10 protein-coding genes are annotated in these 12,613 nt (G+C 73.8%); 5 read left to right on the forward strand and 5 right to left on the reverse strand.

What is annotated here, in order from left to right; translation table 11 throughout:
* Positions 1 to 53: 53 nt before the first annotated feature.
* Entirely contained in the window at positions 54 to 2,189 is a 2,136-nt protein-coding gene (locus AC0OLQ_RS26345; RefSeq protein WP_484528503.1) for an MMPL family transporter, read from the forward strand.
* Positions 2,190 to 2,237: 48 nt separating this feature from the next.
* On the opposite strand, the gene AC0OLQ_RS26350 is transcribed toward AC0OLQ_RS26345, so the two are convergent.
* The gene (locus AC0OLQ_RS26350; RefSeq protein WP_357342961.1) at positions 2,238 to 3,113 is read right to left on the reverse strand and encodes a transglycosylase SLT domain-containing protein; all 876 of its coding nucleotides are present in this window, start codon (positions 3,111 to 3,113) and stop codon (positions 2,238 to 2,240) included.
* 30 nt (positions 3,114 to 3,143) lie between these two features.
* Complete coding sequence (locus tag AC0OLQ_RS26355; RefSeq protein WP_484528504.1) at positions 3,144 to 4,589, reverse strand: DedA family protein; 1,446 nt, start codon at positions 4,587 to 4,589, stop codon at positions 3,144 to 3,146.
* Positions 4,590 to 4,720: 131 nt separating this feature from the next.
* Between AC0OLQ_RS26355 and typA the strand changes: the two genes are divergently transcribed.
* Entirely contained in the window at positions 4,721 to 6,589 is a 1,869-nt protein-coding gene (gene typA, locus AC0OLQ_RS26360; protein ID WP_357342965.1) for a translational GTPase TypA, read from the forward strand.
* A 180-nt stretch (positions 6,590 to 6,769) separates the two neighbouring features.
* Here the strand turns inward: typA and AC0OLQ_RS26365 are convergent, their stop codons facing one another.
* Positions 6,770 to 7,435, reverse strand: coding sequence for a class I SAM-dependent methyltransferase (locus tag AC0OLQ_RS26365; RefSeq protein ID WP_484528505.1), 666 nt, complete (start codon positions 7,433 to 7,435; stop codon positions 6,770 to 6,772).
* A gap of 73 nt (positions 7,436 to 7,508) precedes the next feature.
* On the opposite strand from AC0OLQ_RS26365, the gene AC0OLQ_RS26370 reads away from it, so the two are divergent.
* Entirely contained in the window at positions 7,509 to 8,375 is an 867-nt protein-coding gene (locus AC0OLQ_RS26370; RefSeq protein ID WP_484528506.1) for a serine hydrolase, read from the forward strand.
* Between the two features lie 4 nt (positions 8,376 to 8,379).
* Here the strand turns inward: AC0OLQ_RS26370 and AC0OLQ_RS26375 are convergent, their stop codons facing one another.
* Positions 8,380 to 9,177 (reverse strand): tyrosine-protein phosphatase, encoded by a 798-nt coding sequence (locus AC0OLQ_RS26375; protein ID WP_484528507.1) that lies wholly within the window; start codon positions 9,175 to 9,177, stop codon positions 8,380 to 8,382.
* 44 nt (positions 9,178 to 9,221) lie between these two features.
* Between AC0OLQ_RS26375 and AC0OLQ_RS26380 the strand changes: the two genes are divergently transcribed.
* Entirely contained in the window at positions 9,222 to 10,319 is a 1,098-nt protein-coding gene (locus AC0OLQ_RS26380) for a mandelate racemase/muconate lactonizing enzyme family protein (protein ID WP_484528508.1), read from the forward strand.
* A 56-nt stretch (positions 10,320 to 10,375) separates the two neighbouring features.
* A complete protein-coding gene (locus AC0OLQ_RS26385) occupies positions 10,376 to 11,293 on the forward strand; it encodes a C40 family peptidase (RefSeq protein WP_484528509.1) in 918 nt (305 codons plus the stop codon).
* Positions 11,294 to 11,353: 60 nt separating this feature from the next.
* Here the strand turns inward: AC0OLQ_RS26385 and AC0OLQ_RS26390 are convergent, their stop codons facing one another.
* Positions 11,354 to 12,352: a TerC family protein gene (locus AC0OLQ_RS26390; protein ID WP_357342977.1), complete on the reverse strand. Its 999-nt coding sequence runs from the start codon at positions 12,350 to 12,352 to the stop codon at positions 11,354 to 11,356.
* Positions 12,353 to 12,613: the final 261 nt, after the last annotated feature.

Below are 12,613 nucleotides of genomic sequence, written 5' to 3' on the forward strand. Positions count from 1 at the left end.
CTCGACCATCAAGATACTTGGCAGGCGAGAAAAACCACGTGAGGGCAGCCCCGATGTCACTGTTCACCCGCGTCGCCCGGGGCCGGCTGGCCGCCTGGCTCACCGTGGCCGCCGCGCTCGTCGTCGGCGCGGTCGTCTTCGGCCTCCCCCGCCCCGACAACCCCGAGCCCGTCTCCGCCACCGGGCTGTCCGTCCGGTGGCAGTCGACGCAGGTCGAACGGCTCCAGGACCAGCTCCCGTCCAGCGACGTGCAGCCCGCCGTCGTGGTGGTCAGCCGCGCCGACCGGGCCCCGCTGAGCGAGCCCGACCGGGCCGCGCTCGACGGCGCGTCCGCCACCCTGGGCCGGCTCGCCGCCGGGGGGCGGGTCGCACCGGCCCAGTTCTCCCCCGACGGCACGGTGGCGCTGGTCGCCGTGCCGCTCCCCACCGTCGGCGGCCAGGAGGCCGTGGTGGACAAGGTGGGCCGGCTCCGCGCGGCGCTGGCCGACCTGCCCGACGGGCTGACCGTCGAGGTGACCGGCGCGCCCGCCTTCACCGCCGACCTCACCAAGGTCTTCGACGGCGCCGACATCACCCTGCTCGCGGTCACCACCGGCGTGGTGGCGCTGCTGCTGCTGATCACCTACCGCAGCCCGTTCCTGTGGATCCTGCCGCTGCTCGTGGTCGCCGCGACCGAGCAGCTCACCCTGCGCGCCGTCGACACGATCGTCCCCGCGCTCGGCATCCACCTCCAGGAGGGCCAGGTCACCGGCATCGCCAGCGTGCTCGTCTTCGGCGCCGCGACCGACTACGCGCTGCTGCTGATCGCCCGCTACCGGGAGGAGCTGCGCCGCGAGGAGAACCGGTTCACCGCCATGCGAGCGGCGCTGCGCCGCACCGCCGAGCCGATCCTGGCCAGCGGCTGCACCGTGGTGCTCGGCGTGCTCACCCTGCTGCTGTCCGAGCAGGAGACCAACCGGGCGCTCGCGGTGGCCTGCGCCACCGGCGTGGTCTTCGCCATGGCGTCCGCGCTCCTCGTGCTCCCCGCCGTGCTGGTGCTCTTCGGGCGGGGGCTGTTCTGGCCGTTCGTACCCCGGGTCGGTGGCGCGGTGCGCGAGGGCCGGCTCTGGGGCCGGCTCGGCGACGCCGTCGTCCGCCGGCCGCTGCCGGTCGCCGCGCTGGCCACCCTGCTCCTCGCCGCCCTCGCCCTCGGCGGCCTGGGCATCCGCACCGGCCTGTCGGAGACCGAACAGTTCCGGGTGAAGCCGGAGGCGGTGGCCGGCGCGGAGACGCTGGCCCGGGCCTTCCCGGCCGGCACCACCCAGCCGGTCGCCGTGCTCACCAACCCGGGCGCGGCGCCCGCGGTGCTGGCCGCCGCCGGGGCGGTCGACGGCGTCGCCTCCGCCCGGCCCGGCGCCACCGGCGACCGGGTTGCCCAGGTCGACGTGGTGCTGGCGGCCGAGCCGGGTACCGCGGCCTCGGACCGGACCGTCGAGGCGCTGCGCGAGGCGGTCGCCGCCGTGCCGGACTCCGCCCCGCCCGCGGTCACCGGCGCCGACGCCCCCGAGGGCGCGCTGGTGGGCGGCACGGTGGCCGCCACCTACGACTCCGACCGGGCGAACACGAAGGACCTGTGGCTGATCCTGCCGCTCATCCTGCTCCTGGTCGGGGCGGTGCTGGTGCTGCTGCTCCGCGGCCTGCTGGCCCCGGTGCTGCTGGTGCTGACGGTCATCGCCTCGTTCTTCGCCAGCCTCGGCGCGGCCTGGCTGCTCTTCGACCGGGTGCTGGGCTTCCCGGCGCTGGACAGCGCGGTGCTGCTGCTCGCCTTCGTGTTCCTCGTGGCGCTCGGCGTGGACTACAACATCTTCCTGGTCACCCGGGCCCGCGAGGACGCCCGCCGGCTGGGCACCAGGGACGGGATGCGCTCCGCGCTGCGGGTCACCGGCGGCGTCATCACCAGCGCGGGTGTGCTGCTCGCGGCGGTCTTCGCCGTGCTCGGCGTGCTGCCACTGATCACCCTCACCCAGATCGGGGTCATCGTCTGCGTCGGCGTCCTGCTGGACACGCTGCTGGTCCGCACGGTGCTGGTGCCGGCGCTGGCGTTCCTGCTCGGCGACCGGTTCTGGTGGCCCGGGCGGATCGCCCGCGAACCCGACGCCCCGGCGGAGACGCCCCCAGCGCCCGTGACGCCGGCCGGCGCGCGGCACTGAACCGGGCGGGGCCCCGGCGGTCGTCCGCCGGGGCCCCGTTCCGTCAGCTCAGTAGTTCAGGCAGACGCACTCGGTCATCAGCGCCCGCACGTTGCGCACGTACTGCGGGTTGGGGATGGCCAGCGGCTCGCCCTCGCGGGCCACCGCGCCGTGCCCGTAGTTGTACGCCGAAATCACGGCGTTGAGCAGGCAGGAGTTCAGCTCCGACGTGCAGAGCGAGGCGTCCAGCCGGTAGTCCGACTCGAAGTACATGTCGCCGATGTACTTGGTGAGCCAGGCCAGGTAGGTGCCGCCCAGGTAGGCGTTGTCGCCGTAGTCGTCGATGTCGTAGGACTGGCCGAACCGCTGGTTCATCCAGTCGGCGGTGGCGGGCATGACCTGCATCAGCCCGATGCCGCCGTCGCAGGCGACGATGTTGGACTGCCAGCCGCTCTCCTGCCAGGCGGTCGCCTTCATCAGGGTCAGCGGGATCTTGATGTCCGGCGCGGAGGTCGGCCAGTAGGTCCGCGCTGCAGCGTCGGACAGCGCCGACTTCACCTGGCTGCGGGTCGCCTGCGTGCCCCGGTAGGTCGGCTCGCAGCCGCTCGCCGGCGGCTTCGGCGGGGGCGGCGGCACCTGGGTCTCGGTGGGCGGCTTCGGCTTGGCGAGCGGGCCGGTGGTGGTGCGGGTCGGTTTGGGCTTCGGCTTCGCCGACGCGCTCGGGCTGGGCTTGGCGCTGGGCTTCCCGCCCATTGCCGCGACCGCCGGCGGTTCGTCGCTCGGCAGGTCGGCGGGGCCGTCCGCGGGGGCCTCGACGGGCGCCTCGCTGGGCAGTTCGACCGCCACCTCGCGGGTCGGCTCCTCGCCGCCGCACCCGGTGACCATGCTCGCCGTCAGCAGCGCGGCCACCGCCGCCGTCGCCCAGCGACCCACTCCTCGACGCATCAGACCTCCCCCGTGGTCGTCCGCCGCACCCTAGCAGGGGTCGACGGGTGGACGGGGTACCCGCGACGCCGGCCGGGAGCCCCGCGGCCGCGGCGGGCCGTCTCCTGTGGCCGGTTCGGCCGGCTCGCCGGGCGACGGGTCGTCCGCGCCGACCGCGCGGTCCCGGGTGGCCCAGGCGACCACGAACACGGTCACCCAGGCCGCTCCGAGCAGCACCGAGGTGGCGGTGCCGCTGGCCGTGCTCCACCCCAGGTAGAGCCGGGCGCCGGTGACGGCGACCACACCGACCAGCGCGCCGGTCCAGACCGCCACCGCCACCGGCCAGCGGGCGCCCCGGGACAGCAGCCAGGCCAGCGTGCCGAAGCTCGCGGTGACCACCGCGTTCTGGGTGGGCAGCAGGTCCGGGCCGCCCGGCCCGGTCAGGTCGGCGACCACCACCAGCACCACCAGCGGCACGAACGCCCCGACCGTGCCGAGCACGCTGAGCAGGTCAGCCCGCCAGGGCCGGTTCCGCCAGGCCACCACCGCCGCCACCACGGCCACCGCGGCGATCAGCACCCAGCCACGCAGCACCGAGACGGCGGCCAGCACCGTGTCGACCACCCCGGGGGTACGCCGGGCGGCGAACCAGTCCGCGACCAGCCCGTCGAGCACCCCGAGCCCGCTGTGCCGGACCACCGCCTCCAGCACCGCCGCGACGGCCAGTCCGGCGGCGAAGAGCAGCAGCAGCCCGGCGGCCAGGTTGATCAGCAGCGTCACGGCCGGGCCGAACCGCATGGCGATCAGGAAGAACAGCACCCCGTAGCGGGCGCGCAGCCAGCGCAGCGGGGGCAGGGCGACGGCCCGGGCGGCCAGCGCCCGCACCGGGTCGGGGTTGCGGCCCAGCCAGCGGCCGGCCAGCACCACGCCGACCAGGCAGACCAGCAGCACGAGCACCGCACCGGTGGCCCGCCCCAGGAACCGGGACACCCGCTCGTAGGACTCACCGGCGGCGTAGCCGGCCAGCACGGAGGCGCCGACCCAGGTCACCACCCCGGCCAGGTTCCACGGCGCGAACCGCCGGTACGGCATCCCGGCCGCACCGGCCAGCCGGGGCGCCAGGGTGCGGGCGAAGGCCACCCAGCGGGCCGCCAGCACGCCCCGGCCGCCGAGGCGGTCGAGCAGCGAGTCGGCGCGCCGCCACCGGTGCGGCCCGATCCGGGCACCGAGGCCGGAGGCGCGCAGTCTCGGCCCGTACCGCCGGCCGGCGCGATAGGCGAGTGTGTCTCCGATCACGGCGGCCGCCGTCATGGCCAGCAGCGCCGGAATAATCCGCAGCGTCCCCGCGTAGGCTAAGAAGCCGACCAGCAACAGGGTCGCCTCACCCGGCACCAGCAGCCCGAAGATCACCGCGGTCTCGCCCGCGACGATCATCGCGGCGACCAGGTAGATCAGCAGAGGCGGCAGCTCCTGCAGCCAGTTCAGCAGGTCAGGCATCCGGTCCCCCGCACGGGAGCCAGCATGCCAGTCGCTGGAACGGTCGGGACAGCACTTTCGGCAGAGATCCGGGCGATCTCGGGGTGACCCCGAGACGTGCCCCGGCAACCGCAGACAGGAGTATGGAGGGTATGCAGCTACGCACCGACCTCCGCAACGTCGCCATCATCGCCCACGTCGACCACGGCAAGACGACCCTGGTCGACGCCATGTTGCGGCAGGCCGGCGCCTACGGCGCCCGTGGTGAGGACACCGAGCGGGTCATGGACTCGATGGACCTCGAGCGGGAGAAGGGCATCACCATCCTCGCCAAGAACACCGGCGTGCACTACCTGCCGGCGGACGGCTCCGAGCCGGTGACGATCAACATCATCGACACCCCGGGGCACGCCGACTTCGGCGGCGAGGTCGAGCGCGGCCTCACCATGGTCGACGGTGTGGTGCTGCTGGTCGACGCCAGCGAGGGCCCGCTGCCGCAGACCCGGTTCGTGCTCCGCAAGGCGCTGCGCGCCCGGCTGCCGATCATCCTGGTGATCAACAAGGTGGACCGCCCCGACGCCCGGATCAAGGAGGTCGTGGACGACACCTACGAGCTCTTCCTCGACCTGGACGCCGACGAGGAGCAGATCGACTTCCCGATCGTCTACGCCTGCGCCCGCGACGGCATCGCCTCGCTGACCCAGCCGGCCGACGGCTCGGTGCCCAGCGACAGCCACAGCCTGGAGCCGCTCTTCCGCACCCTGCTGGACACCATCCCGGCCCCCGCGTACGAGGAGGAGGCTCCGCTTCAGGCGCACGTCACCAACCTCGACGCCTCGCCGTTCCTCGGCCGGCTGGCGCTGTGCCGGGTCCGGCAGGGCAACATCAGCAAGGGCCAGACGGTGACCTGGTGCCGCACCGACGGCAGCACCCAGCGGGTCCGCATCTCCGAGCTGCTGATGACCGAGGGCCTGGAGCGCAAGCCGGCCGACAGCGCCGGCCCGGGCGACATCATCGCGGTCGCCGGCATCCCGGAGATCATGATCGGCGAGACCCTGGCCGACGCGGAGAACCCGGTCCCGCTGCCGCTGATCACCGTCGACGAGCCGGCCATCTCGATGACCATCGGCACCAACACCTCGCCGCTGGTCGGCCGGGTCAAGGGCGCCAAGGTCACCGCCCGCATGGTCAAGGACCGGCTGGACAAGGAGCTGGTCGGCAACGTCTCGCTGCGGGTGCTGCCCACCGAGCGGCCGGACGCCTGGGAGGTGCAGGGCCGCGGTGAGCTGGCCCTGGCCATCCTGGTGGAGCAGATGCGCCGCGAGTCCTTCGAGCTGACCGTCGGCAAGCCGCAGGTGGTCACCAAGGAGATCGACGGCAAGACCTGCGAGCCGGTCGAGCGGCTGACCATCGACGCCCCGGAGGAGTACCTGGGCGCGATCACCCAGCTCCTCGCCACCCGCAAGGGCCGGATGGAGCAGCTGGTCAACCACGGCACCGGCTGGATCCGGATGGAGTGGCTGGTCCCGGCGCGCGGCCTGATCGGCTTCCGCACCGAGTTCCTCACCGAGACCCGCGGCACCGGCATCCTGCACCACGTCTTCGAGTCGTACGAGCCGTGGTTCGGCGAGCTGCGCACCCGCAACAACGGCTCGCTGGTCGCCGACCGCGCCGGCTCGGTCACCGCGTTCGCGATGACCAACCTCCAGGAGCGCGGCCAGCTCTTCGTGGAGCCGGGCACCGAGGTGTACGAGGGCATGATCGTCGGCGAGAACTCCCGCTCCGACGACATGGACGTCAACATCACCAAGGAGAAGAAGCTCACCAACATGCGGTCGTCGACCGCGGACGAGACCGAGAAGCTGATCCCGCCGCGCAAGCTGTCGCTGGAGCAGGCCCTCGAGTTCTGCCGCGAGGACGAGTGCGTCGAGGTGACCCCGGCCGCGGTGCGGATCCGCAAGGTGGTGCTGGACCAGACCCAGCGCGGCCGGATGGCCGCCCGCCGCAAGCACGCCGGCTGACCACTCAGCCACCCGGAGCCCGGCCCGCCCACCCCGGCGGACCGGGCTCCACCCTTTCCACCCTGTGCTGCCCTGTCCCGGCGATCATGAAGTTGGCGGCGGTTTCGGAGATCGACATCGCCGTCAACTTCATGATCGACCGCGGCAGGGGCGGCCCGGGCGGGCGGCGACGGTGGAGGGTCAGGCGGGTTTGGTGGCCCGGAAGGCCAGGACGTCGGGGAGGGGGCCGGGGGCGGACTCGCGGACGGCGGTCAGCGTCAGGCCGGCGGCCGGGACCGCGTCCAGAAGGTCGGCCAGGGGCAGGTGCCACGCGCCCACCCGGGCGCGGACGCCGACGGAGTTCCAGGACCGGAAGCTGCGATCCCGCTCGGCGTACCCCTCGTCGATCACGGCCCGGCCCGGCTGAGAGCGGTCGGCGAACGCCCCGACGAAGCAGGGGTGCACCCCGACGTGGACCAGCCGCCCGCCGGGCGCCAGCACCCGGGCCGCCTCGGCGATCGCCGCCGGGTAGTCCGGCATGTCGGTGTGGGCGAGCACGCAGGCCACGGCCGGCAGGGCGCCATCCGGCAGGGGCAGCGCGGTGGCGTCGGCCCGGACCACCGGAAGCCGCGCCCCGGCGTGACGCAACTGCCCGGCGGACAGGTCCACCCCGATCGGCTGCCAGCCCAGCCGACGCAGCTCCGCGGCGTGCGCCCCGGTGCCGCAGCACAGGTCGAGGCAGCGCCCCGTGCCCGGACCGAGCAGCTCGGCCAGAACCGACCGGACCCGGTCGCTGTAGTCGTTGGCGGTGGTCGTGACGTAGTCGTCGTACCAGTCGGCAATGGCGTCGTACGCGGCGGTCGTCATCTCCGCACGCTAGACCCGGCGCGGGCCGGACCGCAGCCCCCGCCGGCCGCGATGATCCGCTACGGTCTCCGGCATGACCTGGGAGGATCTCGACGCGCACCTGGACAAGGTGCCCGGCACCATCTCCGCGTACGTGGGGCGGCTGGGCGCCCCGCCCACCTGGACCCGGCAGGCCGACGCCACCCACTACGCGGCCAGCACCATGAAGGTCGCCGTGCTGGTGGCACTGCACCGCGCCGCCGAGGCCGGCCGCCTCGACCTGGACGGGCCGATCCCGGTGCGCAACGCGTTCGACTCCGCCCTGCCCGGCGCGCCCCGCTTCAGCAACGCCCAGCACTACGACAACGACGACGAGGTCTGGGCGCGGGTGGGCGGCGAGGCGCCGCTGCGCTGGCTCGCCGAACGGATGATCGTCCGCTCCAGCAACCTGGCCACCAACATCTGCCTCGGTAAGGTCGGGCTGCCCGCGCTGGCCGAGGCGTGGAAGCTGGCCGGGGCCCGGCACAGCGTCACCGGCCGGGGCATCGAGGACTTCGCGGCCCGGGACGCCGGCATCGACAACCTGGTCACCGCCGCCGACCTGGCCGCCCTGCTCGGCGAGCTGGCGCTCGGCGCGCGCCGGCCCGGCCCGCTCGCCTCGCCGGCCGGCTGCGCGGCCATGCTGGACGTGCTGTTCGCCCAGGAGCACCGCGAGGACCTCGCCGCCGGGCTGCCCGAGGGCACCCGGATCGCCCACAAGAACGGCTGGGTACGCGGCGTCCGGCATGGCGCCGGCGTGGTCTTCCCCTCCGACGCCCCGCCGTACGCCGTCGTGGTCTGCACCACCACCGACCTGGCCGACGGCGGCCCCAGCGGCGAAGAGGTCGAGGACGACGCCTGCCGCCTCATCGCGCACGTCTCCGCGCGGGTCTGGGCGGCCCGGCACGACCTGGCCGGGTGACCGCTCAGTCCAGCAGGTTCGCGCGCAGCGCCGCCAGCGTCTCGTCGGTCAGCCCCAGGCCGTCGCGCAGGTACGCGTCGAAGGAGCCGTGCACCCGCCGTACCTCGTCGTAGGCGGCGTCCAGGTAGTCCGGGCGCACCTCCAGCAGCGGCCGGGCCATCGTCGGATCCAGGTCCGGCCGCTGGCGGGTCATCGCGGCCAGCAGCACCTCGCGCAGGCTTTCGGTCAGCTCGTTGTGCCGCAGGTAGTCGGCCCGGATCGCCGGCTCGTCCACGCCCAGCGCGGTGAGCAGCACCACCGACAGCCAGCCGGTGCGGTCCTTGCCGGCCGAGCAGTGAAACAGCAGCGGCAGGTTCGCCGCGTCGGCGGCCAGCCGCACCGCCGTCCCGAACCCCTCCCGCGCCGAGTCGCCGGTGACGAACCAGCGGTAGATCGCCGCCATCGCCCCCGGCATGCCGCCCCGCGCCAACTCCTCGTACGCGTTCAGGTCGTGGCCGAGCAGCACCGCCGAGACGTAGGTGAACACCGGGTGGGCCGGGTCGTAGACCGGCAGGTGCACCAGCCGCGGCTCGCCGGCCAGGCGGTCCGGCGGGGCGACCGCCTGCTCGGTGGCGTGCCGCAGGTCCACCACGCAGGCCGGGGCCAGCTTGCCCAGCACGGGCAGGTCCTCGTCGGTGAGCCGGCCGAGCGCCGCGGTGCGGATCAGCCGGCCGGCGCGTACCCGCCGCCCGTCCGAGGTGGGCAGCCCGCCCAGGTCACGGGCGTTCGGCGCGCCCACCAGCTCCCAGTCCCGCCCGGTCATCGGCCCTCCCCTGATCGCTGCCAGCTCCGTATAGGGTGCCCCACATGACGATCGCCGCGGTACGCACCCACCGGCTCTCGGCCCCCTTACACACCCCGTTCGTCACCGCGCTGCGCCGCACCACCACCGTGGACACCCTGGTCGTCGAGGTGGTGGACGCCGACGGGCGGTCGGGCTTCGGCGAGGCCCCGCAGGTCTGGCAGGTGACCGGGGCGTCGATCGCCGGCGCCGAGGCGTGCGTCCAGCAACTGCTCGGGCCGCTGCTGACCGGGCGGGACGCCGACGACCTCCAGGCCCGCTGCGCCGAGGTGCGCCGCGCGGTGGTGGGCAACGAGTCGGCCCGGGCGGCCGTCGACGTCGCGCTGCACGACCTGGCCGCGCGGCGGCTCGGCGTACCCCTGGTGCGGTTGCTCGGCGGCACCACGCTGCGCGTCCCGACCGACGTCACCCTCGCCGCCGGCGACGCGGTCGACCTCGCCGCGGCGGCCACCCGGCGCCGGGCCGAGGGGTTCACCGTGCTGAAGCTCAAGGTGGGCACCGACGCGCGGGGCGACCTGGACCGGGTCCGCGCGGTCCGCGCCGCGGTCGGCCCCGACGTGCGGATCCGGCTGGACGCCAACCAGGGCTGGACGCCGCGCGAGGCGGTCCGGGTGATCCGCGGCATCGAGGACGCCGGGCTCGACGTCGAGCTGGTCGAGCAGCCGGTGCACCGGCGGGACCTGGACGGGCTGGCCTGGGTCAGCGACCGGGTGGAGCTGCCGATCCTCGCCGACGAGTCGGTCTTCGACCTGCGCGACCTGGTCGAGGTGATCCGCCGCCGGGCGGCCGACATGGTCAACGTCAAGCTGGCCAAGTGCGGCGGCCTGCACACCGCCCGGTCGCTGCTCGACCTGGCCGCCGCGCACGGCATGGGCACCATCGTCGGCTCGATGATGGAGAGCCAGGTCGGCCTGGGTGCGGCGGCGAGCCTGGTCGCCGCCTGTGGCACCACGGCCGTGTCGGACCTCGATGCCGCCTGGTGGCTGGCCTGGTCGCCGGTCGCCGGCGGGCTCCGGTACGACGGCGCGACCGTCGTGCTGCCGGACGCCCCCGGCCTCGGGATCGAGAACGTGAGTGAAGCAAAAGTTCAGCCTCGCGGTTGAGAGCCGTTGGAATTTTTCATAGGGTCGCTCGAGAGCGCTGTGAGGTGGGGGTGGGCGTGGAACTTGAGCCGGGCCGCGAGGCCGTCGTCCGGGTCCCGGTGGCGACCCTCTGGAGCGCCCCCGAGGCGGTCCGACCGGTCGACCGCCCCGCGCTGGCCGACCCGCCGGACGTCGCCGCCTGGGTCGCCGGCATGGACCGCGACCAACAGGTGGGCGACTGTGTCCTGACCCAGCTGCTGCTCGGCGAGCGGGTGCTGGTCACCGAGCTGCGCGCGGACGGCTGGGCGCACGTCGTCGCGCTGGCGCAGCCCGCCGCCAAGCTCGACGTACGCGGCTATCCCGGCTGGCTGCCCGCCGCCCAGCTGGCCGCCCCGGCGGAGCCCGGCCCACCGGCCACCCCGCTGGTGGTGGACGTCGGGCACACCGCGCTGCGCGCCGCCCCCGACGGCCCGCCGGCCCTGACCGGCGTGGTCCTCGGCACCCGCCTCGCCCCGGCCGGGCGGCCGGTGGACGGCTGGCGACCGGTGCTCGTGCCCGGCCGGGCCGATCCGCTCTGGGCTCCCGAGGGCGACCTGGTCCCGCTGCCCGGCGAACGGCCGGAGGCCAAGGAGGTGCTCGCCGTCGCCGAGCGGCTGCGCGACCTGGTCTACGTCTGGGGCGGGCTGTCCACCGATGGCATCGACTGCTCGGGCCTGGTGCACCTGGCCTGGCGGCGGTACGGCGTCACCCTGCCCCGGGACGCCGACGACCAGGCCGAGGCGACCACACCCCTCGCCCTGGGCCAGGAGCGCCCCGGCGACCTCTACTTCTTCGCTCGGCCGGGCCGGCGGATCCACCACGTCGGCATCGTCAGCACCGAACCGCAGGGCGAGATCCGGCGGATGCTGCACGCCTGCTACGTCAAGCGCCTGGTGGTGGAGGAGCGCCTCCCCGCGGACCGGGAGGCGACCCTGGTGGCCGTTCATCGCATCTGACCCCCGTACGCCGAAAGGGGCGCTCCCGACCGTGGGAGCGCCCCTTTCGCGTAGGTGCGATCAGCCGCGGGCCTCGGCCAGCTCGCGGCGCCGGTCACGGGACGACTTCACCAGGCTGGCCGCGGTGGCCGCGGCGAGGGTGCCCAGGATGACGGTGAGCGACAGCCAGATCGGGATGTGCGGGGCCCAGCCCACGTGCGCGCCACCGTTGACGAACGGCAGGTTGTTGTCGGCGAGGGCCTCCAGGACCAGCTTGACCCCGATGAAGCCGAGCACCACGGCGAGGCCGTAGCTGAGGTAGATCAGCCGGTCCAGCAGGCCGCCGAGCAGGAAGTAGAGCTGCCGCAGCCCCATCAGCGCGAACACGTTCGCGGTGAAGACCAGGTACGGCTCCTGGGTGATGCCGAAGATCGCCGGGATCGAGTCGAGGGCGAAGATCAGGTCGGTGGTGCCGATCGCGATCATCACGATCAGCATCGGGGTGAACAGCCGCCGACCGTTCTCGTGGGTGGTCATCCGCGCCTCGTCGTAGTCACGGGACAGCGGCAGCGCCTTGCGGCTCCACCGGATCAGCACGTTCTCGCTGAACTCGTCCTCGTCCGGCTCCCCTTGGCGGGCCAGGTTGATCGCCGTGTAGATCAGGAACGCGCCGAAGATGTAGAACACCCAGGAGAACTGGGAGATCAGCGCGGCGCCGGCGGCGATGAAGCCGCCCCGCATGACCAGCGCCAGCAGGATCCCGACGAGCAGCACCTTCTGCTGGTACCGCCGGGGCACCCCGAAGCGGGCCATGATGATCACGAAGACGAAGAGGTTGTCCACCGAGAGGCTGTACTCGGTGAGCCAGCCGGTGTAGAACTGGCCGGCCACGCTGGGGCCTGAGGTGAGCCACAACCCCGCCCCGAAGAGCAGGGCCAGCGCCACGTAGAAGCCGACCCACAGGCTCGACTCGCGGACGCTGGGCTCGTGCGGGCGGCGACCGATGATGAACAGGTCGACCAGCAGGACCGCGGTCAGCGCGATCAGCGTCCCTGCCCACACCATTCCGGACACGTTCAAATCCATCCTCCGGCAGACACACAGCGTCGGGCACACCGTACGTCGGGTGACGGGCCGGGGTGCGTCGACGCTGACTCTGGTGACTGTCGGAGGTCTCTTCCGCCACCGGCCCCAGGAAAGGGTCGGTGACCGACGGAGCCGGGTCGTGCCACCGGGGGGCCGGCGCTCTTCCGTGCTGACGACTCCGTCACGAGGGAATACTCCCCTCCTCGGCCGCCATTGTTCACCATCGGCCGGGGTCGGCGCATCTTCGGGGCCCTC

This window comes from Micromonospora sp. Utrum1, from assembly GCF_057197805.1.

Coding starts and splice junctions, on each gene's coding strand:
- AC0OLQ_RS26365 (WP_484528505.1), bottom strand. CDS start 7,435: ATGACGACCGCCGCGTACGACGCCATTGCCGACTGGTACGACGACTAC.
- AC0OLQ_RS26380 (WP_484528508.1), top strand. CDS start 9,222: ATGACGATCGCCGCGGTACGCACCCACCGGCTCTCGGCCCCCTTACAC.
- AC0OLQ_RS26350 (WP_357342961.1), bottom strand. CDS start 3,113: ATGCGTCGAGGAGTGGGTCGCTGGGCGACGGCGGCGGTGGCCGCGCTG.
- AC0OLQ_RS26355 (WP_484528504.1), bottom strand. CDS start 4,589: ATGCCTGACCTGCTGAACTGGCTGCAGGAGCTGCCGCCTCTGCTGATC.
- AC0OLQ_RS26345 (WP_484528503.1), top strand. CDS start 54: ATGTCACTGTTCACCCGCGTCGCCCGGGGCCGGCTGGCCGCCTGGCTC.
- AC0OLQ_RS26375 (WP_484528507.1), bottom strand. CDS start 9,177: ATGACCGGGCGGGACTGGGAGCTGGTGGGCGCGCCGAACGCCCGTGAC.
- AC0OLQ_RS26370 (WP_484528506.1), top strand. CDS start 7,509: ATGACCTGGGAGGATCTCGACGCGCACCTGGACAAGGTGCCCGGCACC.
- typA (WP_357342965.1), top strand. CDS start 4,721: ATGCAGCTACGCACCGACCTCCGCAACGTCGCCATCATCGCCCACGTC.